This window comes from Moorella glycerini, from assembly GCF_009735625.1.
GTDB lineage: Bacteria > Bacillota > DSM-521 > Neomoorellales > Neomoorellaceae > Neomoorella > Neomoorella glycerini.
Map to the genome: position 1 here is coordinate 3,191,046 of NZ_CP046244.1, position 21,673 is coordinate 3,212,718.

The 21,673-nt window shown below is 52.4% G+C and carries 24 protein-coding genes and 1 riboswitch; of the genes, 7 read left to right on the top strand and 17 right to left on the bottom strand.

Annotated elements, in window-relative coordinates; genetic code table 11:
* Nucleotides 1-3 precede the first annotated feature (3 nt).
* The 4 genes from tnpB to MGLY_RS15945 form a co-directional block, all read right to left on the bottom strand.
* Nucleotides 4-360 (bottom strand): IS66 family insertion sequence element accessory protein TnpB, encoded by a 357-nt coding sequence (gene tnpB / locus MGLY_RS15930; protein WP_156275512.1) that lies wholly within the window; start codon nucleotides 358-360, stop codon nucleotides 4-6.
* The gene (gene tnpA / locus MGLY_RS15935) at nucleotides 354-680 is read right to left on the bottom strand and encodes an IS66 family insertion sequence element accessory protein TnpA (RefSeq protein WP_156275514.1); all 327 of its coding nucleotides are present in this window, start codon (nucleotides 678-680) and stop codon (nucleotides 354-356) included. The genes tnpB and tnpA overlap by 7 nt, the downstream gene beginning before the upstream one ends.
* 363 nt (nucleotides 681-1,043) lie before the next feature.
* Nucleotides 1,044-1,283 carry a hypothetical protein gene (locus MGLY_RS15940; RefSeq protein ID WP_156275516.1) on the bottom strand — a complete coding sequence of 80 codons (240 nt, stop codon included), beginning with the start codon at nucleotides 1,281-1,283 and terminating at the stop codon, nucleotides 1,044-1,046.
* 598 nt (nucleotides 1,284-1,881) lie between these two features.
* Nucleotides 1,882-2,568 (bottom strand): hypothetical protein, encoded by a 687-nt coding sequence (locus tag MGLY_RS15945; RefSeq protein WP_156275518.1) that lies wholly within the window; start codon nucleotides 2,566-2,568, stop codon nucleotides 1,882-1,884.
* A 39-nt stretch (nucleotides 2,569-2,607) separates the two neighbouring features.
* Here MGLY_RS15945 and MGLY_RS15950 point away from each other — a divergent pair, with 39 nt between their 5' ends.
* On the top strand, nucleotides 2,608-3,036 hold the full coding sequence (locus tag MGLY_RS15950; RefSeq protein WP_211661935.1) for a helix-turn-helix domain-containing protein: 429 nt from the start codon (nucleotides 2,608-2,610) through the stop codon (nucleotides 3,034-3,036).
* 105 nt (nucleotides 3,037-3,141) lie between these two features.
* Here MGLY_RS15950 and MGLY_RS15955 read toward each other — a convergent pair whose 3' ends face one another.
* The 11 genes from MGLY_RS15955 to MGLY_RS16005 all read right to left on the bottom strand — a co-directional run bounded on the left by MGLY_RS15955 (nucleotide 3,142) and on the right by MGLY_RS16005 (nucleotide 11,994).
* Nucleotides 3,142-3,447 (bottom strand): (2Fe-2S)-binding protein, encoded by a 306-nt coding sequence (locus MGLY_RS15955; protein WP_156275520.1) that lies wholly within the window; start codon nucleotides 3,445-3,447, stop codon nucleotides 3,142-3,144.
* Between the two features lie 20 nt (nucleotides 3,448-3,467).
* Nucleotides 3,468-4,976, bottom strand: a complete 1,509-nt coding sequence (locus tag MGLY_RS15960) for an FAD-dependent oxidoreductase (protein WP_156275522.1) — start codon at nucleotides 4,974-4,976, stop codon at nucleotides 3,468-3,470.
* 12 nt (nucleotides 4,977-4,988) lie between these two features.
* Nucleotides 4,989-5,282, bottom strand: coding sequence for a (2Fe-2S)-binding protein (locus MGLY_RS15965; protein WP_211661937.1), 294 nt, complete (start codon nucleotides 5,280-5,282; stop codon nucleotides 4,989-4,991).
* Nucleotides 5,283-5,370: 88 nt separating this feature from the next.
* Nucleotides 5,371-6,435: a BMP family protein gene (locus MGLY_RS15970; RefSeq protein WP_170291136.1), complete on the bottom strand. Its 1,065-nt coding sequence runs from the start codon at nucleotides 6,433-6,435 to the stop codon at nucleotides 5,371-5,373.
* Between the two features lie 275 nt (nucleotides 6,436-6,710).
* Nucleotides 6,711-7,436 carry a GntR family transcriptional regulator gene (locus tag MGLY_RS15975; RefSeq protein ID WP_156275528.1) on the bottom strand — a complete coding sequence of 242 codons (726 nt, stop codon included), beginning with the start codon at nucleotides 7,434-7,436 and terminating at the stop codon, nucleotides 6,711-6,713.
* A complete protein-coding gene (locus MGLY_RS15980; RefSeq protein WP_156275530.1) occupies nucleotides 7,424-8,590 on the bottom strand; it encodes an NAD(P)/FAD-dependent oxidoreductase in 1,167 nt (388 codons plus the stop codon). Before MGLY_RS15980 ends, MGLY_RS15975 begins: the two co-directional genes overlap by 13 nt.
* Before the next feature lie 365 nt (nucleotides 8,591-8,955).
* On the bottom strand, nucleotides 8,956-10,185 hold the full coding sequence (locus MGLY_RS15985; protein WP_156275532.1) for a cation:proton antiporter: 1,230 nt from the start codon (nucleotides 10,183-10,185) through the stop codon (nucleotides 8,956-8,958).
* 3 nt (nucleotides 10,186-10,188) lie between these two features.
* Nucleotides 10,189-10,686 (bottom strand): cation:proton antiporter regulatory subunit, encoded by a 498-nt coding sequence (locus MGLY_RS15990; RefSeq protein ID WP_156275534.1) that lies wholly within the window; start codon nucleotides 10,684-10,686, stop codon nucleotides 10,189-10,191.
* 259 nt (nucleotides 10,687-10,945) lie between these two features.
* Nucleotides 10,946-11,173: a hypothetical protein gene (locus MGLY_RS15995; protein WP_170291138.1), complete on the bottom strand. Its 228-nt coding sequence runs from the start codon at nucleotides 11,171-11,173 to the stop codon at nucleotides 10,946-10,948.
* Between the two features lie 315 nt (nucleotides 11,174-11,488).
* Nucleotides 11,489-11,740: a DUF2283 domain-containing protein gene (locus MGLY_RS16000; protein ID WP_156275538.1), complete on the bottom strand. Its 252-nt coding sequence runs from the start codon at nucleotides 11,738-11,740 to the stop codon at nucleotides 11,489-11,491.
* 5 nt (nucleotides 11,741-11,745) lie between these two features.
* Entirely contained in the window at nucleotides 11,746-11,994 is a 249-nt protein-coding gene (locus tag MGLY_RS16005; protein WP_156275540.1) for a hypothetical protein, read from the bottom strand.
* Nucleotides 11,995-12,521: 527 nt separating this feature from the next.
* On the opposite strand from MGLY_RS16005, the gene MGLY_RS18905 reads away from it, so the two are divergent.
* From MGLY_RS18905 to MGLY_RS16035, 6 genes are all read left to right on the top strand, one after another.
* A complete protein-coding gene (locus tag MGLY_RS18905; protein ID WP_422880105.1) occupies nucleotides 12,522-12,956 on the top strand; it encodes a DUF6431 domain-containing protein in 435 nt (144 codons plus the stop codon).
* Nucleotides 12,957-13,098: 142 nt separating this feature from the next.
* Complete coding sequence (locus MGLY_RS16015) at nucleotides 13,099-14,355, top strand: helix-turn-helix domain-containing protein (protein ID WP_156271578.1); 1,257 nt, start codon at nucleotides 13,099-13,101, stop codon at nucleotides 14,353-14,355.
* Nucleotide 14,356: 1 nt separating this feature from the next.
* Nucleotides 14,357-15,157, top strand: a complete 801-nt coding sequence (locus MGLY_RS16020; protein WP_156271579.1) for an ExeA family protein — start codon at nucleotides 14,357-14,359, stop codon at nucleotides 15,155-15,157.
* 11 nt (nucleotides 15,158-15,168) lie between these two features.
* Nucleotides 15,169-15,471 (top strand): hypothetical protein, encoded by a 303-nt coding sequence (locus MGLY_RS16025; protein WP_156273088.1) that lies wholly within the window; start codon nucleotides 15,169-15,171, stop codon nucleotides 15,469-15,471.
* A gap of 437 nt (nucleotides 15,472-15,908) precedes the next feature.
* Nucleotides 15,909-15,973, top strand: a riboswitch (Fluoride riboswitch).
* Nucleotides 15,974-16,042: 69 nt separating this feature from the next.
* Nucleotides 16,043-17,854: a dynamin family protein gene (locus tag MGLY_RS16030; RefSeq protein WP_156275542.1), complete on the top strand. Its 1,812-nt coding sequence runs from the start codon at nucleotides 16,043-16,045 to the stop codon at nucleotides 17,852-17,854.
* Between the two features lie 4 nt (nucleotides 17,855-17,858).
* A complete protein-coding gene (locus MGLY_RS16035; protein WP_156275544.1) occupies nucleotides 17,859-18,578 on the top strand; it encodes a DUF6062 family protein in 720 nt (239 codons plus the stop codon).
* Between the two features lie 28 nt (nucleotides 18,579-18,606).
* Here the strand turns inward: MGLY_RS16035 and MGLY_RS16040 are convergent, their stop codons facing one another.
* Entirely contained in the window at nucleotides 18,607-20,109 is a 1,503-nt protein-coding gene (locus MGLY_RS16040) for a MutS-related protein (protein ID WP_156275546.1), read from the bottom strand.
* Nucleotides 20,106-21,641: a MutS-related protein gene (locus MGLY_RS16045; RefSeq protein ID WP_156276553.1), complete on the bottom strand. Its 1,536-nt coding sequence runs from the start codon at nucleotides 21,639-21,641 to the stop codon at nucleotides 20,106-20,108. The genes MGLY_RS16040 and MGLY_RS16045 overlap by 4 nt, the downstream gene beginning before the upstream one ends.
* Nucleotides 21,642-21,673: the final 32 nt, after the last annotated feature.

A 21,673-nucleotide genomic window follows, 5' to 3' on the forward strand; every position in this document is an offset into this window, starting at 1 on the left:
AGATTACAAGATGGTGCGCGCTTTTACCTCGGGATGGGCCTGGGGCTGTTTTAAGGGGAGGCCGTCAAGCAGCCAGCGCAGCTCCCGGCGGTTGATGGTGATGGTTGCAGAAGTGGTATCTTGAGGCCAGGGGAATTTGCCCTTCTCCAGCCGGCGGTAATAAAGCCAGAACCCATTGTGCTCCCAGTGGAGGATCTTTAGTTTATCCCGCTGGCGGTTACAGAAAACGAAAAGGCAGGAAGAGAAGGGGTCCAGCTCGAACCCTTCTTTGACCAGCACCGCCAGGCTGTCAATGGACTTGCGCAGATCGGTGGCGCCGCAGGCGAGATAAACCCGGTCGATGCCAGCTTCGTTTAGCATATCGCTACCAGCACCCGGACTACCTGGGAGAGCAAGGCGGGATCAAAACCGGGTCTTACCTCGATGCTGGCCGGCCCTATTTTGACCAGTAAAGTATGGCCCTGATCTATAGATGCCTTTTCACTTATTTCTACCGGTAACCATCGGTTGGATTTCCCAGAGGAAACTACGTTTTGGTTTTTATACTTCCGCAGCCAGTACCATAACTGCCTGGGGCTAACGCCCTCTTGGGAGGCGCACCACTCTCTGACGCTTTGCCCGCTGGCCTGGTATTCGGCTATCCGGGTTGCCCGTAGTGCTTGCAGTTCGGCTTTGGTCATAATAAATCTCCCTCCGTTGATGCTCTTGAGGGAGATTATCCTATAAATGTTGCTTTGGTGCTAGGTGGGTTGGGTTTGACGCTTACGGAAGCGCAAGCTCCGGGCGGGGAGAGAAGAGCTCCCGCCTCCTCCCCCAGCACCTCCAGCTCCATCAGGGCGGCCGCAAGACACACCCCCGGCTAGGCCGCCGACATGCCTGTCAGTAATAATAAAAACAGGGACACCCGCTGGGTGCCGTAGCTGGCTGGCAACTTTTTTAGCTACATTCTCCGCCCCGTACCACCCCACTTTCCGTCCGGCCCACCTCTTTGCCCGTTGCCCTGCTTTCTCGCGGCGCTGCGGCGGGCGCCTGGAAAAGGCGCTTTAACCGGTTGAAGGCGTAAGACGCAAAGACCAGCGCCCGCCTTTCCTTTTGAGGAAGCCCCCTATTTTGCCGTGATCGAGAAGGCTCCGGCCCTCTGGCCAGCTCCAGATGACGCACCCGGCCAGGCCGGAATCTTCGGCCCGGATAACCTCGAGCTCCAGGGAAGCGATCAGGCCCTGCTTGAGCCCTCCGCCAGCACCAGGACAACAGGGGCCGCCGGCCAACCCTGCAAGTGTCATCTAGTTTAGTGATAGATTTGATTTGCTACCAGGTAACGGCATTCCTTCCTCCAACGGCATTCCTTCCTCCTATCTGGGTGGTTTTCGGGTGGTTTGGGGGTGGTTTTAGGGTGGTTTTTGGGTTTTTGGGTTTTTGGGAGGGGTTGAGGGGTTGAAAGGTTGAGGGGTTGGGGGTTGGGGGTTGGGAGGTTGGGGAATTGGGAGGTTGTTGGGATGGGAGGTTGGGAGGTTGGAGGGTTGGGGGTGCACCGGAAAAACTCGTTTGGAACTCGTTTGGCAAAGCAGGGAAAAAGCGGTCCGTAGGCGAAAAAATATTGTGGAAAAATATTATGGGTTGGACAGTCTCAACGTTCCGACGGAGCTGGAGCAGATGCTTTTGCACATGCTTTTCCGGAAGGTTCAGGAAGAATTTGCGCTTGTGGCCTCCGGCTGGGGCCTCTGGAGCTGGCTTCTGGTTTTTTCTTTTTACGGGCCTCTTTCGGGCCTGCCCCCCTTCGACAGGCCGTGCCTGCTGCACTCTTTCGCGGCGGCCCACGCCCTGGGTTTTCTGGGGTACGGCCTGGGGAGGGGAAGAGGTTTTCTCTCAGGGCGCGGGCCGCTATTGTGCGCCGCGGCAGCGGCCCTCCTCTTCCCGGCGGCCTTCCTGGTGCCCCTGCCGCCGGGGCTCTTCTTCTCCGCCGCCGCTGGACTGGCCTCCGCCTCCCCCGTGCTCTCCTGGGCCCTGGCCCTCTCGGGGCGTAAGGATAGGGTCTCCCTTTTCGTCCTTACCGCGGCGGGGGCCAACGTCCTCTGCCAGCTTTACTTCGCCGGCGCTCTCCGCCTCTCCTCCTCGCCCTGGGCAGCGCTGTCCGTCCCCACCGCCGGGTACGTCGTCGGCTCCTGCCTGCTCGGGGGCCCGCGTGGCCCCGTGGAGAGAGAACCCTGCGGCTCCCCGGCGCGCGGCGCCGGGCCGATCCTTTTGTTTATCGCCGCCGTTTACCCGGTAGGCAGCTTCTTCTACCGGACCTTCATGCCCCTGGCCGGCCGGCACTTCTTTGAATGCTTCGGCTTTCTGCCCTACGCGTCCGCTCTGGCGCTGGGCGCCCTGCTGTTGAGGAGGCTCCCCCTTGCCGCCCTCGCCGGGCTGTCCATAAGCGTCCTCGGCCTTTCCCTGCTGGGGCCGGGCTTCTTTCCCGGCGCGGGTCACCCCGCTTTCGCCGCCGCCTGCAGCGGTATCCTCCTGGGCCTGGGCTTCGCCGACCTCTTCCTGTGGCTCTCCCTGCTGGAGAAGGCGTCCGCGGGCCACCACCGCGTTCTGGGCCTCTGCCTTTCCGCCAACGTGGCCGTGCTGGGGGTTGTCGGCACGCTGGCCAATGTGGCCGGCTTCACCGCCGCCTTCCGCGCGCCCCACGCGGCCTTCGCGGGGGCCGCGCTCCTCTTCGCCCTGACGCCGCCGGTCCTCTCCCGCCTCGGCGCCGCCGGCACCCCGGAGGCCGCCTCCGGCGGTCTCGCCCGGCTGACCCGCGCGGAACGGAAGGTGCTTGACCTCCTGCTCACGGACCTCTCCTACCAGGAAATAGCTAACCGTCTCTCCCTCTCACCCAATACGGTTAAGTACCACGTGCGGAACATCTACCGGAAGGCGGGGTGCAGCTCCCGGCAGGAGCTCTGCGCCGCGTGCGGCAGGGTGGACGCGGAAAGCAAGCAGGATAACGCCCTTCCCCCCGATGACTTTTCCCGCAGGGCGGGGGAAAGGGCCGGCATAGAGACGTAAAACTTGGTGACCGGTTGACGATTCTATAAGATTACACAATGCAGCTTGCCCCTATGGGGTGTCGGCGCTCCCGCCTGCAAGCGAAAAATGCGGGTGCTTTCAAATTTACCGCTCCTGTTGCCGCTCAGCAACAGGGGAAAAAGCCGGCGCCACCGGCTTGAGGTTTTCCATACTGAGGACCCTAACCGGGGGCCGCGGGCGCGGCGGTGTGATTTCAGCGTCCGCCTCACCCTCATCCAGCAAAATCTGGCGCAAAAGCAAGGTGCAGGTCCGGCCTTGACACAGGCCCATGCCGGCCCTGGTAAAACGACGGATGGCCGCCAAGGAACGACAGCCGGCCCGCATGGCAGCTCTGACTTCGCCGGCGGTCACTTCTTCGCAGCGGCAAACAATAATATCATCATCTAACAACGGTTTAACCCCCCAGGCGTTCAATAACGTTTCTGTCGGGCAATTCTGCGGGCCAGCGGCGCAGCCTTCTTAGGTACGGCCACAGTAACCACCGCGGTGTGGTCGTTGGCCGCCGGGATGCTTACCCGCAATACGTGCCCGGTACATACTTCGCGCCCTTGCCCGTCTACCATTGCGACCTTTTGCCCCTGTTCCGGCCAGGGCAACATCTCCCACGGCAGGGAGATTGCGGCCGTATCTTCACCGTAGTCCAGGTTCACGACAAAACAGGCCTGCCCGGGACAGGCCGCGATACAGCGCCCGCAGCCGTTGCATTTATCCCAATCGACGACAGGAATATTGGTAATGGGGCGGCCGACCTTAATAGCTCCCCGCGGACAGGCCGTTTCACACGGATTGCAGGGGATGCCTTCGCGGCATTCAATAACGGCCTTGGGACCCTGGCCCGCCAACCGGGCCCATACCTCTTCTTCTTGTATGTGCTTTAAGGTGCAATCACGGCCGCGCAACTCCCTCAGCCCTGCGGCAATGACCTCAATTTTGCCGGCGGAGTCCGCCGGCGTTAACAGACCCATATATGCCGCTGCCGCCACGGCGGCCAGCTTGCCCTCCTCCATGGCGGTGGAAGCTTCTTCCACGCCGGCAGCATCCCCGGCCACGAAAACACCCGGCACCCCCGTCGCCAGGGTGGCGTCATGCTCAGGCATCCAGCCGCCGGCTTCCCGGCGGTAATGCAGCCGGCATCCGGCCATGGCAGCCAGCTCGTAAGCCGGCGTCAGCCCTACCGCCAGGCAAATGGTATCTACTTCCAGCAACCTCTCGCTCTCAGGGACGGGGCGGCCCGCTGACAAAGCCGCGATTACCGCCCCTTCGACGCATTCCTTGCCCACGGCCTTTAAAATCGTGTGGCCCGTGAGGACCGGCACGCCTAAGCTTTGAATTTTGGCCGCATGAACCGCGTAACCGCCGATGCGGGGTTGGGCTTCCACTACGGCTACTACCTCCGCGCCACCCTGGAGGAGCTGGTAGCTAACAATCAAGCCGACATTACCGGCCCCTACCATTAAAATTCTTTTGCCCGGCAAAATTCGGTGGATATTGGCCAGGGTTTGGGCGGCGCCGGCCGTCATTACGCCCGGCAGCGTCCATCCGGGAAAGGCCAGGGCTTTTTCGCTCGCCCCGGTAGCCAAGATGATGGCCTTAGCCGCTACTGAAACTGAACCCGCGGGTGTGGCTATGCCGACGACCTTGCCGGGAAAAATGCCGTAGGCCACCGCGCCCGTCATTACCTGCACCCCGGCGGCCTCAACAGCTGCCACCAGCCGGGCCGCAATTTTATATCCCCGCATTCCTGCCCAGTGCTCTCGCGAACCGAAAAATTTGTGAATCTGTTTAGTTAATTGGCCGCCCAGGGCATGGTTTTCATCGACTAACAATACCCTGGCGCCTAAATCGGCCGCCGTCGCGGCGGCAACCAAACCGGCGGGACCGCCGCCGATCACGACGATGTCGACGTTGCCTTGAGGCAAAGCCCAAACCTCCTACCCCTGGCTCTTGATCTCCATGCCTTCCCGCACGGGAGTAACGCACGAACGGATGTTTTGCTCCCCGTCAACAGTAACGAGGCAGTCGGAACAGCGGCCGATACAGCAAAAAATCCCCCGCGGCTCCCCTTTCTTCTCCGTAAAACGCAGGGCCTTAATGCCGTTCGCCAGCAGGGCTGCGGCGATAGGCTCACCCTCATGGGCTGGAAGGGGACGGCCGTTATAAAAAATAGTAACAGTCCGCGGCTGGGGAGCGTCTCCTAAAATGGGGTGCGCGACAATACGCAACACGGCAACCGCCTCCCCTGAAAGTATCATTTTTAAAGGGAACTGCCGGCAGGCGCTTTCACCGACCGGCAGTTCTTAAACCCGGCACAGTTTATTTGCCCTTGTTTTTGGCGATCAATTCATCGACGTCGATTTTTCCCGCTTTCAAATCGGCTATAATAGACTCGATTTTCCCTTTGGCCTCGGGGGTGACCGCCTTGGCGGCCAGCTTCTCGTTCCAAATCAATCCGGTGGCGCCTTCCTTGATGCCCACCAAATAGGCTTTGGGCTCAAATTTGCCATGGGCAAACAGGTCGGTTATATAAGCGATACCCATCGGCACGCCGTAGATGCTGCTAGCCAGGACATTATCCGGAGCCAGGTTGGACTGATCCTTCCCTACGCCGATTACAAGAACATTTTTGTCTTTACCTGCCTGGATGACTCCCAGGCCCGCCTGGTCGGCATTCTGCATGACTACATCGGCGCCCTGGTTGATAAGGGCCACAGCCATTTCCCTGGCCTTGGCCGCATCATCAAAATTACCGGTAAAGGAGTCAAGAACTTTAACGTCGGGTTTGGCAAGTTTCGCACCGGCTATAAAGCCATCGCGGGCGTTGATTATCGATGGTATCGACATGCCGCCGACATAACCTACTTTATTGCTTTTAGTAACCAGCGCGGCCACCACGCCGCCCAGAAAACCTACTTCCTTATTGGATATCTCGAGGGAAGCGACGTTAGGCGCCTGGGAAATGTTGCTGCTGGTGACTACAAAGACGGTTTTGGGGAAATCTTGGGCGACTTTTTTGGCCGCGTCGCCGAATTCAAAACCGTGACCAAAAATAATATCATAGCCCGCTGAGGCATAGGCCCGGAAGGCTTCCTCCTGGTCGGACTGGCTGACATTTTCCCGGTAGGCCACCTCAGCCCCCTCTTTTTCCTTTGCCAGCATCAGACCCTCATAGGCCGAAGCGTTCCAGCCGTTGTCGTTAATCGTGCCCGGCAGGAGCATGGCGATTTTTAATTTTTTGGCTGCTGCCTGTTGCCCGGCGCCAGTTTCCTGTTTGGTCTCATTTTTCGGCTCTTCTGCCTTCTTGCCGCCGCACCCGCCCGCCGCAACGGCAGTAAAAACAGCCAGGGCAACCACAAGGATCCAAATATAAACCTTGCGCATTTCCAACTTTGCCTCCTTTTCCATTTCATTTCGCTTTTTTTCCTGTCTGCGTTTTGCCCTAAAAAAAACGGTTGCGCTGTACCCCGCTCTCACCTCCCTAAAATTGGTCGGTCCGGCACTTCCCACACCAACCTTCCTCATAAAGTTACCTCGAGGAAAAAACAGTAGGGCGCGTGGCTATAGCCCGGCCAGGGTCTAAAGCAAACACGTAAAACCACCCCCGGCATCCAATTTGCCTCCCCGCTACCCCCCTACTAACCGCAAGGGAGAGGCTTTTAAGGGGGACTGGTAACTAACGCCAACTCGACCAGGCACGGCTTAAAGTATACGCCCACGTAGCAAGCAGGATTGTCCTCAAGGGTGTACCATACCTCTTCCCACCAGGTCAAAGGGGTCGCCGCATCCACCTGAAAAATCCCCGCCGCTCTGTCATAGGACCTTGATTTCATCCAAATCGCCATCTTTACCAATTCGCCGACGCAATGGCGGCGATAATATTCTGTCAGGGTGCGCCAGGGACCGGGTTGCCAGTCCGCGGCCGAAAAATATCTATGCGGTATTTCGATTTCGGCTAAAATGGCCGGCGATTCATTTTTAAAGTACAGCCAGTCAAAGCTCCACACTTCTTCTTCGGGTTTCAGGCGCAGTTTGACCTTCGCCTCCGCCGAAGGAGCGGTTTTTGCCGGCCGGCTTGTTTCCAGGCGCGCCACCCCACCCTGGCCTTCCAAAATTTCAATAAAATCGATGGTGAGGTCCAAGCGCCCGCCCAGGAGGGCTATATCGCGATGAAAATAGGTGCCTTTGCCCTGTTTTTTGGTTATAATGCAGGCTTTATCCAGGACGTGAAGGGCTTCCCTCAAAGTGCCGCGGCTGATGCCAAGCATCTGCGCCAGTTCCTCTTCGGCGGGCAAACGGTTGTCGGCAAAGTAGCCCTCTTTAATCATGCCCAGCAGCGCCATCACGGCCTGTTCCTGCAGGGTGTCGCGCTTTAATTTGCCCATCTTGCTCTTGCCTCTTTAAACTCGCTTAAATCGAAGCGGCAGCTTCCGGCCACCAGCTCCGCGATAATCTCACCGGCAATAGGCGTCATAATTGCCGAACTTTTAAAGCCCGCGGCAACAAGCATATTTTCCGGACCCCAAAATCCCAAATATGGCCTATGATCCCTGGTGCAGGCCACCGGCACCCTCCAGCTGCGGATGGCCTTTAAGGAGACCAGGGCGGGGAAAAAACGGGCCAGCTCCTGAACGAGGAACGGCAAATTTTCCTGCCGCGACCGGTAGCCGGCTTCGTCGGCCAGTTCCCCGGGGCTGCCGGCCGTCATGGTCTCACCGACCAGTAAATTGCCGGCGGTACTGCAGGTGCAGCATAAGGAAACCTGGTAACCGTCCGCGCCGCTCTGCTCACTCGCGAAAAAGGAGGCTAGGGAGAAATAGTTGCGCAACAAAGGCCCCGCCTTTTCCGTTACTAAAGCCTCCCCCCAAATAAAGTCTATGGGGAGGTCTAGCCCGACCGCTTTGACCAACGTTCTCGTCCACGCTCCGGCCGCCACGACTACCGTGCCGGCGGCGATCTTGCCCCTGGAAGTAATCACTTCTTTTATTTTGCCGTTGGCGACCTCGAAACCGAGCGCTGGCGTGTTTTCCAGCACTTCGCAACCTTGAGCCGCAGCCTTATTCAAAAAAGCATAGATCAGCTTAAACGGGTTTAGCTGCGCCTCCAGGGAATAGCTGGCCCCCACAACCAACTCACCGTTAAGAAGGGGTTCGCGGCGGGTGACCTCCCGCCCTTCCAGAAGTTCAATATTTAACCCCGCCTTGATTTTCTTTTGCTGTTCCTCCTGCAATTCCGTCCATTCCTGGTGGTTGGTGGCAACTATCAAAGAGCCGGAACGCCGAAATTCTATATCAATATCCAATTCTTCCTGTAAGCGCAAGAGGCGCTGCCAGCCCGCGAGGCTCAACTCTAGACTCAGGCCCGGCTCCGCATCCTGAAGCTGAACCCGGCCAAAATTCCCCCCTGACGCTCCCCCGGCGACCTCACCCTGCTCGACAAGGACGGTCTTAAAACCCTTTGTCGCCAAATGATAGGCCGCCGCGGCGCCAAAATAGCCCCCGCCGATAATCACGACGTCCGCCAGCAGTTTTTCCACCACCTTTTAGGTCGTAAATTTGTTTATACGTTAGACAAATGCTTTGGTAAATATATTCGCCTTTCACCTGCCTGTTTTCTGCTTGGCGATTAATTTTTTAATATAAATTTTTCAGCCATCGATTGCGGTCCAGTAGACCCTCTCCCCAGAAGGGGTTAAATCCGGCGGCCCGCAGATCGCCCCGGCCAGGGACTTCTATCGCGACGAAGATTATTGAAGCGGTTTTGCCGGGGCTTTTTGCGCCGGCGGCAGGCGAACGCACCCGAAAAACCGCCTGCCGGACCGCGCGGTTAAGCGCCGGCCTTGTTCCAAACCCCGCAGCACGGCTCTCACCATGCCGGCATCCGCCGGTAAAACCTGATAAAGGGTTACTGGCGGGGGCCGCCGCAGCAGCCGGGGTTCTGCCCGTGACTTGCAGCCTGCAAGAGACGGTTCAGACCGCTGTAGATTGTCTTGGAGTTCTTGGCCAGCAAGGGCCCTAAAATGGCTAATATCAGCACGTAAAGGGCCGTAAAAGGCTGTAGCCCGGGCTGGAGTCCGGCAGCCCGGGCTAAATTATTAATAATTATGGAAAATTCCCCCCGCGCGACGATTGTTAAGCCGATGTTGGTAGAAGCCCGAAAGGAAAAGCCCGCACTGCGGCCCGCCAGCATCCCTGCAACGAAGTTGCCGATGAGCGTCAGCACTACCGCCATCAGAGCCGGCCAAATCGCCCCTCCGAGGGATAGGGGATCGACTTCCAGACCAAAGCTGAAAAAAAACAGGGCGCCAAAAAAATCTCTGAAGGGCACTATTAGGTGTTTAATACGCTCGATATGGTCGGTTTCCGCCAGGACCAGACCCACCAGCAGAGCGCCGAGGGCATCCGGTACCTGCAGCGTTTCCGCAATCCCGGCGCCCCAGATAAGCATGGCGAGTAAAACTAACAAAAACGCCTCATCCGAAGGTATGTTCAGCCAGCGGTTAAGCTGCGGCATGAGGCGGTGGCCTACCGCCAGGAGCCCAAGTATTACTCCCAAAGCCAAAGCCGCCGAGCTTAAAGCACGTGCGGTGGAAATAGTCCCGCCCAATAAGAGGCCGGATAAAACGGACAGATAGATGGCGACAAAAACATCCTGGAACATCATCAGTCCCAGAATCATCTCGGTTTCAGGATTGGCCGTCCGTTTCAAGTCCACGATTACCTTGGCCACAATGGCGCTCGAAGAAATAGTAGTTATTCCTGCTGCCACCAGGATCTCACGCAACGGCCAACCTAACAGCCAGGGGAAAACAACCCCCAACATAAAGTTGATGGACATATAAACCGTTCCGCCGGTGATGATGGAGCGGCTCGCCCGCATGAGACGGCCAAGGGAAAATTCCAATCCCAAGTAAAACATTAAGAATAGTACGCCTAAACGCCCCAATAGGTTAATCACGGGCGCGCTCACTATGAACCTAAAATCTAATACCCCTACGCGCGGCGCGTGGGGGCCAACAACCATACCTGCCAGGATCAGGATCGGTACTATAGAAAACCGTAACCGTACGGCTAAAATCCCGCAAAGAGCTATAAGCACCAGGGCAAGGCCGATTTCCAGCAAGATGTACTCCATGGACTACAGGCTCCCGTGCAAGATCAATCGCTTACAAGCTTTTACCGCTTCCCTGGTGCCTGCCAGAACTAGAGTACAATGAGCCGCTATCACCTGGTCCGGGCCGGGCGTGATATGGGTAGTATGATCGGACTCTATAACGGCAATAATGGTAGCACCAGTCTGCTCGCGGACCTTAAGGCCGCCGATAGTTTTTCCCACCCCAACGGCCCCGGTTTCAACTTTGTACCAATCAATAACCAATTGATCCAGCTCAACCTCCGCCTCTTCTAAAGCGGTAGGTTTATATACAACGCCTCCCAGGATGGCGCCCACCTGCCTTGCTTCCTGATCGTTTAAAGTTACTGTTGCCGTACATTCCTCCGCGTTGCCCGGATTAAAAAGGTACAACTCGCGTTTGCCGTCTTCATGGATTATGATAACAAGCTGTTCCCCGCTGCGGGTATTTAGCTGAAACTTGCGTCCAATACCTGGCAATTCGATCTCCCGAAGTGGAAGCATGCTTTTCCCTCCAGCATCGTAAAATATGGTTTAAATGGTTTCGCTGTTTACCAAAAACTTTTTCGCGGCGCGATAACCTATCTGGGCGCCGGCAACGGCAAAAACTCCGCCCAGCAGGTTCTCTTCGGTGTCAAATTCCGGCATTACGCCGGGCGCTACTTCTAATAACAAGGCGGCACGCGATCTTTTTCTGAAAGCATTAGGAACCGTAGGAACCGTTCGGCCGTCATCCCGGGTTGCCGCTAAAAACTATAAAGCTTTAGCAGCTGTGGGGTTCGCCTTTAAAGTCGTTGATGGCCTCTAGTTCTTCCTTTAGGTAGCGCCTTGCTTCTGTACGCCCCAGTAAACGGTAAACATTCTCGCTAGGGTAGGACGTAGAAGGCTTAAGCCGCTGCACTATATGGTGGCGGTCTTCGTAGGCTACCTGCTCCACTTCTTCAGGAGTCACGGAGTGCTTAGCAATGTGCCTAATACGGTCGGGCGGCATGATAAACCGTGTTATCTTCAATGGATTTCACCTGTGGTATATTATAACACAACGTAGCACTAAATAAAATGACAGCTAAATGCTCGTCAAAGTAGCCGCGGGGACTTCCTTGCCCCGTAAGGGAAAGAAGGCCCTTCGTGGAATACCGGCTTTAAACAAAAGCGGCAGGCACGCTTTGGCGTTCCTGCCGTCATCTTATTGGCCCTCTTTTTTGCAAAAAATTTTTTCTCCCTAACCGGCCATGCCTGGAAGGCACAAACAATCATGAAAATAGGGCTATTTTCGTGCTAACCTTCCTGGATAATTGTACCGTTCTCAGCCCACCCGGGCGGTGCTTATATTAGAACTCGGTCCGGTCAGCAAAATGCGGCCAAGAGGAAGCCCTTCGGCTTCCAGGCGCGATAAATCTATCAGGGCGCTGGCACGGTCAATATCTATGCCTACCAGGTTCCCTTCGGCGTCAAAGTCCAGCACTACGCCGGGCGCTACTTCTAACGAGTCGGCGCTGTCTTTTTCCGAAAGGTCTATATACAGGGTGTCAGTATCCGCGTAGTAATGGAATTTCATGTTTTTCACCCCTCTTTGGTGGTTGCAATTTTAAAATTGCGATCAGGAAAGGCATTGTGAACCGTTTGGCCATCTTCCAGGGTTACCACTCGCAAGTATTTCCCCAAGTCCGGGACATATATCCAGTGACGTATTCGCCCATCTGGCTGCACTTCACGATACTCGGGTTTACGTATGGCCTGCTCGCACCATTCCACCTTAAGGTAGGGGCGCTTTCGCAAAACCTGCTCTTCAAAATAGCGCATGGTTTTCATTTCCTGTTAACCAGCCCTCTCCTGGTAAATATTATACCCTAACTCAAGGTTTCACGCTATAATTATATGGGTTCTCTTCTTTTTGGGCTTTATCGACCTTGGTGGATGTTTATAATCCTCCCGCAGGCCTCCAGAACTCCCTCCCGCATTGCTGGAACCAGTTTTGTCATGCTAATCTCGATGTTAAATTACACTTAACCAGCCTAGCCCCCTTTTCCTCCCCTTTCTCTCCGCTTCCGCTCCGCTTTTGTGTCTATCTTCACAATTAAATATAATTTAATCCTTCTCCTTCAATGCCTTCCTAAAGTGTCATTTAGCACACTATCATCCTTAAAACTAGTCCTAACTTTATCAATTTAAAATATCGAGATAACATGTAACAGTTCCCCCAAAGTGATATAATTTTAGCAAATTATTCTGGGGGGCTGTTTATGCAACTGGTATACAATTTCGGTATTTCCCTGGAGGATTATGCTGCCCGGGGTAAGAAAAATGAGTTTCCCGTCATAGAGTCTTGCCCTATCTGTATGGCCCGGCAGGCTCTAAAGCGGCATGGTTTTTACTGGCGTAATGCCGGTAGTGACTCGGAAAAGTGGCTACAGCTGCCCATCTGCCGCTTTTGGTGCCGCTCCTGCCGGCACACCTTCTCTCTTTTGCCTTCCTTTCTCCTGCCGTATTACCAGTATTCCCTTAAGTTCATTCTGGACTGTCTCATATATTTCTTCTCCAAGGCCCGCCTCCTTATTTACTACCAGCTGCTCCAGTTCTACCGCCGCCGTTGGGCGAAGAACATGAATTGCATCCAGGCCTTCTTCCGGGAGCAGGGTTACCAGGAAATAATCCCGCCGGAATTTAAACAAAGGGCCATAAAATTGCTGGAAATGATTGCCGCGTTCCCCAACGCCGAAACCTTTTCCCAAAGGTTCCATAATCATTTCCGGCGCAATTTTATGGCTAATTAATTTTACCATGCTTTCCCCGGTTCCGTAAAGCCTCCCTGCTACATTAGCCACCACACACCTTTTGCCTGTCCTGGGGGACAGGTTAAGGTTAAACTGGTAAATGACCGGACCGGTTAACCTTAAATCCTGGGGAGGGGTTGTGATGGACGAGAAGGACCGGGAAAATATCGCTCTTTTTCGCTTTAGCTTGATTGCGCCGTTGTTGCAGGGTCAGGTAGCCAGCAGGAAGGCCTACCTGGAGAGTATTACGGCCAGACCCCATGAAGTACCGTATTATGGCCTCTGCGACTATAGCCCCCAGACCATTGCCAGCTGGCTCAGGGATTACCGCCGCGAGGGGTTTGAGGGGTTAAAACCGAAAAGGCGTTCTGACCGGGGAAGGCCGCGGGCCTTATCCCCGGAGTTACAGGAGCAACTCCTGGCCCTGCGCCAGGAGGAGCGTTCCTGTCCGGCTTCTGTCTTTTATGAACAACTGGTGGCTAAAGGTGTTATTTTACCGGACGCCGTTTCTTACGCTACCATTTACCGTTTCCTGAAATCCAGGGGGCTTTTAGGCCGGGAGATGCGGCGGGAGCCGGAACGGAAACGCTTTGCCTATGATACGGTGAATACCCTCTGGCAGGGGGATGTGGCGGCCGGGCCTTACCTTCGCGTTGGCAACAAAAAGGTGGCTACTTTCCTCTTTGCTTTTATCGATGATTGTTCCCGCCTGGTGACTTTTGCCCAGTTTTTTACTTCCGAGAAGTTTGAGTCTTTGAAGGTGGTCTTCAAGGAGGCTATCTTACGCCGGGGCATTCCGCAGATGGTCTACGTGGATAATGGTAAAATCTATCGTTCGGAGCAGCTGCAGCTGGCCTGCGCGGCCCTGGGGATAGCCTTGATCAATACTAAACCCTATGACCCGCAGAGCAAGGGTAAGATCGAAAGGTTCTTCTTGACCGTCAGGCAGCGTTTCTTGCCCCTGGTTAAAGATGAACACCTTAAATCTCTGGATAACTTGAACCGCTCTTTCTGGCAGTGGCTGGAGGAAGATTATCACCGCCAGGTCCACAGTGCTTTGGGTATGAGCCCCCTGGATAAGTTTATGTCCCAGTTCAGCCAGGTTAAGATGGTGAGCGACCCGGCTGTTCTGGAGCCGCTTTTTTTCAAGCGGGAGGAACGGCGGGTACATCATGATGCTACTATCTCCATTAACAAGCGCCTTTTTGAGGTGCCGCCTCAATTTATCGGCAACCGGGTGGAGGTGCGCTTTGACCCGGAAAAACTGGAGCGGGTCTTGATTTTTGTGGCCGGTAAAGAGGTGGCGGTGGCACAGCCGGTGGCGCTCAGTGTTAACGCCCGGGCAAAGCGGGAGAGCAAACTTTCTTTTGCCAGCTTACAGGGAGGGGGCCAAAACTAGAATGTACCAGGCTTTTTATGGCTTAAAAGGGGCTCCTTTTGGCAAGGAGCTAAAACCCCAGGATGCCTTCCTTTCCTGCAGTTTAAAAGAAACGAGGGCCCGGCTGGAGTATTTATCCCGCGTCCGGGGCATGGGGGTCCTGGTGGGGGAACCGGGAGCCGGTAAGACCTTTGCCTTGCGGGTCTTTTGTGCTAATTTAAACCCGGCCCTCTTTAAGGTTATTTATTTGCCCCTGGCCACAGGGACGGTCATGGATTTTTACCGCGGTTTGGCCCGGGGCCTGGGGGAAGAACCGTCTTTCCGCAAGATTGACCTTTTTCACCAGATCCAGCAGGCGGTCCAGGTGTTCTTCCGGGATAAAAAGATTACGCCCGTCTTCATCCTGGATGAGATGCACCTGGCTAACCCCAAATTCCTGCTGGACCTGGCCCTGCTCTTTAATTTCGCCATGGACGCCTTTAATCCTTTTATCCTGGTCCTGGCCGGCTTGCCTTTTTTGTTGAGCCGCTTGGAGTTGAACCAGACCCAGTCTCTGGCCCAACGCCTGGTGGTTCGCTTCCAGGTGGAACCTTTAAACCGTGAGGAGGTGGGCGCCTACCTGGAGCACCATTTATCCCTGGTGGGGGCTACCAGGCCTTTATTTGAGCCGCCTGCCGTCGAGGCCATCGCTTCTCGCTCCCGCGGCTGGCCGCGCCTGGTGAACAACCTGGCCCTGACTTCCCTCCTCTGGGGCGCCCAGCTTAAAGCCCAGCTGATTAGTGCTGATGTGGTCCGCCAGGCAGCTGCCGAAATTGGCCTCTAAGGGTGGTGGCTATGCTTAAGCTTGCTTCCCCCAGAGACGTGGAAAGTCTCCTGGAGATCCTGGCTTTCGTCCTCTGGGCGAATACTTTTGGGTCCTACGGTGAGGAATTGGAACGCCCGGTATTGGATTTCGCCCGCGACCTTTACGCTGAATTGCTAAAATACCTGGAGTCTTTCTATACCGCCCGCGAGGAACCCCATTATTACAGCTTTATTTGCCAGTTGCAACTGGAACAAGGATTTGATTTCCAGAGAAAACGCCTGGCTGCCCTTGATAAAAAATTGGCGGAACGGTTCAAGGCCCCTTCTTTTTAGGCCGCGTTGAGCGGCTTTTTTCTTTGGGGATTTTATTGTGCTAATGTGCAATTCCTGAGAATTTGGGGTGCTGTAATTTGATAATCTTGCAGTTTGTGCCGGCGGCGTGAGTTACTTTAATTTGAAAAACGGTGGTTAATTTAATGTGCTAAATGACATAATAGCCCGGCGGACAATGATATTGGGATGGTTTAAATGGGGCAATAAAAAACCCAAAGAAAAAACTCCTGTCCCTTACAGACAGGAGTCATCGGCGCGTAAGGCGCATTTTCGAGATCCTCCGGGCCGACTCCTTGGCCTTAGCTTAACTTAACTATATAATCTTTATTATTAAATGTCAATTTCCTTGTCATATAATTTGGGGTTATTTCCCCTTGACATACTAAAGGCCGGGCTGTTAAATTTAAATACGAACTGGAATACTTGGAGAAGAGACTTCTCCAAACGGTGATGGAGTTCACCGGAAAAACCACCCGTAAGGGTTGATGACTCCTACCAAGGATCAAATTCCTGGTAGGAGAATGTGCAGTTAGCCCAACTCCTACCAGGTAGAGTCTGGAGGAGTTTTTTTATGAGCCAGGTAAGGCAAGATCAGCAAGCGAAGGTAACTAAAGATGCAAGTACCCTTTTTTTACAAACTTTAGAGCTTCTGAATGGCTTGGGGCCAGAATTTGAAGAAGTGAGACAAAAGATCCAGGCCTTGCAAGAGCGGCTTTTAAACGAACGCTTTCACCTTGCCGTTCTCGGGCAGTTCAAGCGCGGTAAAAGTACCTTTATAAACGCTCTTCTGGGCGATGAAGTGTTACCCACAGCCATCCTGCCCCTGACTGCCGTTCCTACCTTTCTTCTCTGGGGTCCCGAGATCCGTGCCCGCGTTCTCCGCCAGGAGGGCCACCAAAGAGAAGAATTTACAGGCCGGGACACTAGAGCTTTAACTGCTTTTCTTGCGCAATTCGTTACTGAAGCAGGGAATCCCAAAAATCATAAAAAGGTATCCCAGGTTGAGGTCTTCTACCCCTCCCCTCTTCTTCACAAAGGAGTAGTCTTAATCGATACTCCCGGCATTGGTTCAACTTTCCGGCATAACACTGAAGCTACACTTAACTTCCTGCCCCAGTGTGATGCTGCCTTATTTCTCGTTTCGGCGGATCCGCCGATCACCGAGGTGGAAGTAGAATTTCTGAAAGCGGTCCGTTCCAAGGTTACTCACCTTTTCTTTATTTTAAATAAGGTAGATTATCTCAATAAGGAAGAAATAACATCTCTTTTAACCTTCATTAAAAATGTTTTGCGGGAGCAAATTGGCATAGAAGGAGACCCCCCCATCTTCTGCGTGTCGGCCCGTCTGGGACTTGAGGCCCGAAAAACGAATGATACCGCCCTCTGGAATCATAGCGGCCTGGAAGAAGTCTGGCGTTATCTTGTTGATTTTCTTGCTCGCGATAAAAACAACGCCCTGCAGGCAGCCCTGGCTAAAAAAGCTATCGATATAATTGCCGACATTATAATGCGCTTGCAGCTTACCATTCGTTCCCTGGAGATGCCCCTGGCTGAACTAGATGACCGCCTGCAAATATTTGAGAAAAAAATTCAGGAGGCTGAGCAGCAACGAGTCTTGCTGGGAGATCTCCTGGCCGGCAACCGGAAACGAATGGTGGCGTTTCTGGAGGAACAAGTTGAAGCCTTACGCCAGAAGGCCCGGACTCACCTGCAAGGAATTGTCCAGGATCGTCTGGCCGGAATGGGTAACAGGTTTAATGAAAATGCAATCCGGGAAACCCTGGCCAATGCCATCCCTGATTTTTTTGAACATGAGCTCGGTGAAATGGCGCGCGTTTTTGACCAGCGGGTTACCGAAGTGCTGCGCCCCTACCAGCAACGAGTCGATGAGCTGATTGAGACGGTGCGGAAAACGGCTGCCGAGCTTTTTGACATTCCTTATCATGCTCCCAGTAGTTCCGGCGCTTTTGAGATGAAACGCCAGCCGTATTGGGTAACCCACAAGTGGGATTCCAGCTTTAACCTTCTCCCGGAAGGTATATTTACCAGGCTTTTGCCAGAGAGTTTACGCCGGGCAAAGATGACAGAAAAATTGAGGCAACAAATTGAAGCCTTGGTTTTAAACAATGTGGAAAACTTGCGCTGGGCCACTTTACAGAATCTAGATCAAGCCTTTCGCCGTTTCGGATCCAGTCTAGATGAGCGTCTCCAGGCAACCGTTTTAGCTACCCGGGGAGCCATCCAGGCGGCACGGTCAAAACGCCTGGAGCATACCCAGAATGTGGTTCAAGAGATTACCAGGCTCCAGTCCATTACCAGGGAATTCTCGGAAATTCAGGCCAAATTCGAGGCATTCATTGAGGGTCAAGGAGTTTGGAGGTAAAAATATGTCAATCGCGTCTGCTTATATTCAACTGGAAACAGCGTTAAAAAAGCCGGGTTGTCCAATTTGTACCATCGCTAAGGAAACCGGCAGGCGATATCTCGATAACTTGTTGTATGAGTATGTTAATGACCCGCTTATACGTTCCTGCATTGAAGCCTCGTGGGGCTTTTGCCAGCAACACACCAGGGAACTTATGGATTTCAGCATCTATAGCCTGGGTATTGCCATAATCAATGAAGGCCTCCTGGATAACTGGGCTAAACACCTTACCAATCCGGCCAATTTTCTTTCTGCTGACAACAAAAGCAGCTTCCCGAGGCTGTTGAAGCGCCATTCTCAAGAAGGACCGGGCAGCAAACTCGCTGCCGCCCTGAAACCTACAAATTCCTGCCCCGCCTGTAGGAGTGAGGAAGAAATAACCCAGACTATCCTTCGTGAATTAAATTATCAAGTAGCCGCTAATGATGGCAACATCACCGCCTTATATGACAAATCCCCCGGGTTATGCCTACCCCATTTTCGCCGGGCTATAGCTTTGGCAGAGAACCTAGCCAGCGTTAAAATGCTAGTGCAGTTGCAACTTAAAAAAATTCAGGCCTTACAACATGAGCTCAAAGAATTCATTCGCAAACAGGACTATCGTTTTATCGACGAACCCCGCGGCCAGGAAAAGGATTCCTGGAGAAGAAGCTTAACCCTGCTGGCCGGATATGCAACTTAATGGTTCCTTGTTGTTTCGTTGAATGAATTTAATTGTCTTTTCCGAATATGCTGTTATACAAATCTTCGCCATAACTAGTTTGCAAGGGTTCACCTTCGATTAACTTAAAAGTTCGTGTTCCGTCGGCTTGCCTTTCAGCCCGCAGGAAAAGTGCAGTTGCCATTTTTTTATCGAAAAAGCCATGGGCAAATTCATATAAATGCGTAACGAAAAAAACCTTGATGTGTTTTTCCAATAAAGCGCTTACTATCTGCCTTGCAATCTCCGAACCTTCTCTTTCGTTTGTCGCGGCAAATGATTCATTAAACAGCACCATGGAATTTGACGTTATATGGTCTATGATATCGCTCATTCTGCTAAGTTCTTCATCGAGTTTGCCGCTTTTCATGGTAACGTCTTCTTCCCGTTTGTAGTGCGTGAAAAGGCTGTCGCAGAAATTGGCGCAGAAAGATTCAGCCGGCACAAACATACCGCATTGCATCATTAATTGGGCCAAACCTATGCTGCGCAAAAAAGTCGATTTGCCACCCTGATTGGCGCCTGTAATTATTACGAGCTCTTTATTGTCGGCATTCACATCATTGCCTACAATTTTTTGTTCCAGGGTTAAAGCCAGACAGACGTCGTATAATCCTTTAAAAGAATGTCTGCGTTCGCCGGGAGCTACAGGGAGGGGAAAGCACGTTGGCTCCCCTATGTGAGTAAGGCGTTCATACAAGTTCAAACAACCGATGTAAAAGGCCAATTCGGTCCGCAAAACGTTAAAAAAACTGAGAATATGATCATTGGACTGGGCGAGGGCATTGGCAACAAGGTTGATCCCCCTGTCTTTTAATTCCGACAGGGCCCTCGCCCCGCTTTCGTCGCGATCGGCGATATAAAAGGTGTAAACGGGCGCTTTTTTGGTAAAAACTCTCTCTATCCAGCTCTGTTTTTTATCTTGGGGTTTACGGAGAATGTAATTGATACCTTTATTACCTTTTCCTAGTTCAGCGCTGATCAAAACTCCCTCACGGAATTTCAGTTCCTTTAGATGATTTTGGATGCAGGCGAAATATTCATCGCTAAGTTCTTTGTTGAGCATCGCGAAAAAAGCGGTAAAGCCGTCTGATTCAAATTTATCGGCATGTTCATCGGCGATAGTTCTTAGTTTTTTAAGCATGTCCACAAACATCTGCAACACTTCTACCGATCTATACAATATGGCAGCAGGGTATCTGCTGAAAATGCTTAAGTAATTTTTTTTCTCTTTTTCAATTGATTCTACCGCGATATCGTAGATAGCCCTGACAATGGCAGAATTTTTCAGGCAATCTCTTAAAATATCCTGCCGGTATAATACTGTCTCCAGATCATTATTTAAACCGGACAAAACGGCTTTTTGGGCCACATCAAATAGAAATTTGTCACCGAGGGCCATGGCGTTGAACAGCGTGTTTAATTCCAGATCTTGGGTCAGCGCTTGTTCATTCCACGGTAATTTCTCCTGAAGGTCAAAATCATGATCTTTAAACATGAGAAAAACCTTCATAATTTTATCCGCTCCTTTAAACAATCGTATGTGAGTCGATACTTTTCGGCAATTGCTAGCGCGTATGCAAGTCCATCGGCAGGCCTTCTTACAATTTTATATGTTCGTACTGCCGGATTTTCGGGTACTACCGTGCTGACCATGCTTACGGTTTTCTCGCTTAAAAAAGCCAATTCATCTATGAAGGTTACGCAAACGCATAATAAATCAAGTTGTATTATCCTCTCCATTACTTTCCGGCTCAAATATATAGCATCTTTTAATGTTGTGGAAGTGAAAATCTCGTTCATGATGATGATGCTATTGCAAGTGGCCTTGTTGAGGATATCGTGTATCCTGACCAAATCATCCTGTAGCTTGCCACGGAGATTTTTAACGTTTTCTTCCTTTTCAAAATGGGTAAAAAGCTTGTCGAAGAGAAAGAGGCGCGCTTCCCTGCCCGGGACGGGGCAACCAAGGCTGGCCAAATAATGCAGCTGTCCGAAGGTACGGGCAAAGGTTGTTTTACCGCCCTGGTTCGGACCGGTTACTACAAATATACGCTCCTTACCTTTTAGGTAAAAATCATTACAGACAACGGCTGAGCCTTCGTTAATGAGTTTATAAGCCAGGGCCAAATCAAATCCTTCATAATCATAAACTTCCTTACATGTACTGGAAATTTGCGGATAGCAAAATTTCAATCCCTTTCGTTTGAATATCGCGACATACTCCAGATAAGCAATGTAAAATTGTATCTCCCGATCAAAAACGGCTATCGTTTCATCCAGATAATTGCCGTTTTCCATACAGTAATTATCAAGGCGCAAAAATATATCGGCATACAATTGGGCAACTAAATCAAGTATTTTTGCTTCAACATGGTTCATATCCGGCCAAGTGGAAAATTCAACCTTGTAATCTTTCACCGCTCCTTGCTTGAATTTCTCAAATGTTTTTTCCACTTCCGCGCTATAATCAATCTCATCTTCATATTTGCGGACCTTGATGCGGTTACCTTTGATGAGTAAACAATATTTTACGGTAGATAAATCGGCTTTTAGCTTTTTCGTTTCTGTTAGCAAAGACCTAAAACGGTCGGAATGGGTATAGTTTATCAGATATTCGCGGAAGGCTAAAAAGCCGCGTGATTTTAACTCTATAAGGGTTAAATCATGTACCAGGCAATTAACGGCGTCGCAGTAAATTTCTACCGCATCTAAAAACCATCTTTCCTTTTGGTATTTATAATAAAGCTTGTCTGCTTGGGTGAGATGTTCGCGCATTGTGCGCATTTTTTGGGTAAATGATTTTATATGCTCAAAGAATGTTTTATTTTCCAGATCCTGCATTATTTCATGACGATAGTTGATCGCGTCGATATCGTTCAACGAAGTGTAAAAAAACGGTTTTAAATTATATTCTTCTTTGCCGGCCGTAATGGTGTCTATAATCTGATCCAGATTTAAATCAACAAAAAAGATGGGAGCTTCGAGTGTTTCTTTTATTATCCCGTCTTCAGTTTTTTTAAATAGTATGCTTTGGAAAGTCATGAGAAGAACACCTCCCTGCCAAACAGCACGCT

Bases quoted from the DNA above. Each gene is read 5' to 3' on its own strand.
- tnpB (WP_156275512.1), bottom strand. From the start codon at position 360: ATGCTAAACGAAGCTGGCATCGACCGGGTTTATCTCGCCTGCGGCGCC.
- tnpA (WP_156275514.1), bottom strand. From the start codon at position 680: ATGACCAAAGCCGAACTGCAAGCACTACGGGCAACCCGGATAGCCGAA.
- MGLY_RS15940 (WP_156275516.1), bottom strand. From the start codon at position 1,283: ATGACACTTGCAGGGTTGGCCGGCGGCCCCTGTTGTCCTGGTGCTGGC.
- MGLY_RS15970 (WP_170291136.1), bottom strand. From the start codon at position 6,435: ATGCGCAAGGTTTATATTTGGATCCTTGTGGTTGCCCTGGCTGTTTTT.
- MGLY_RS15975 (WP_156275528.1), bottom strand. From the start codon at position 7,436: ATGGGCAAATTAAAGCGCGACACCCTGCAGGAACAGGCCGTGATGGCG.
- MGLY_RS15985 (WP_156275532.1), bottom strand. From the start codon at position 10,185: ATGGAGTACATCTTGCTGGAAATCGGCCTTGCCCTGGTGCTTATAGCT.
- MGLY_RS15990 (WP_156275534.1), bottom strand. From the start codon at position 10,686: ATGCTTCCACTTCGGGAGATCGAATTGCCAGGTATTGGACGCAAGTTT.
- MGLY_RS15995 (WP_170291138.1), bottom strand. From the start codon at position 11,173: ATGCCGCCCGACCGTATTAGGCACATTGCTAAGCACTCCGTGACTCCT.
- MGLY_RS16000 (WP_156275538.1), bottom strand. From the start codon at position 11,740: ATGAAATTCCATTACTACGCGGATACTGACACCCTGTATATAGACCTT.
- MGLY_RS16005 (WP_156275540.1), bottom strand. From the start codon at position 11,994: ATGAAAACCATGCGCTATTTTGAAGAGCAGGTTTTGCGAAAGCGCCCC.
- MGLY_RS18905 (WP_422880105.1), top strand. From the start codon at position 12,522: ATGGCCCGGCAGGCTCTAAAGCGGCATGGTTTTTACTGGCGTAATGCC.
- MGLY_RS16015 (WP_156271578.1), top strand. From the start codon at position 13,099: ATGGACGAGAAGGACCGGGAAAATATCGCTCTTTTTCGCTTTAGCTTG.
- MGLY_RS16020 (WP_156271579.1), top strand. From the start codon at position 14,357: ATGTACCAGGCTTTTTATGGCTTAAAAGGGGCTCCTTTTGGCAAGGAG.
- MGLY_RS16025 (WP_156273088.1), top strand. From the start codon at position 15,169: ATGCTTAAGCTTGCTTCCCCCAGAGACGTGGAAAGTCTCCTGGAGATC.
- MGLY_RS16030 (WP_156275542.1), top strand. From the start codon at position 16,043: ATGAGCCAGGTAAGGCAAGATCAGCAAGCGAAGGTAACTAAAGATGCA.
- MGLY_RS16035 (WP_156275544.1), top strand. From the start codon at position 17,859: ATGTCAATCGCGTCTGCTTATATTCAACTGGAAACAGCGTTAAAAAAG.
- MGLY_RS16040 (WP_156275546.1), bottom strand. From the start codon at position 20,109: ATGAAGGTTTTTCTCATGTTTAAAGATCATGATTTTGACCTTCAGGAG.
- MGLY_RS16045 (WP_156276553.1), bottom strand. From the start codon at position 21,641: ATGACTTTCCAAAGCATACTATTTAAAAAAACTGAAGACGGGATAATA.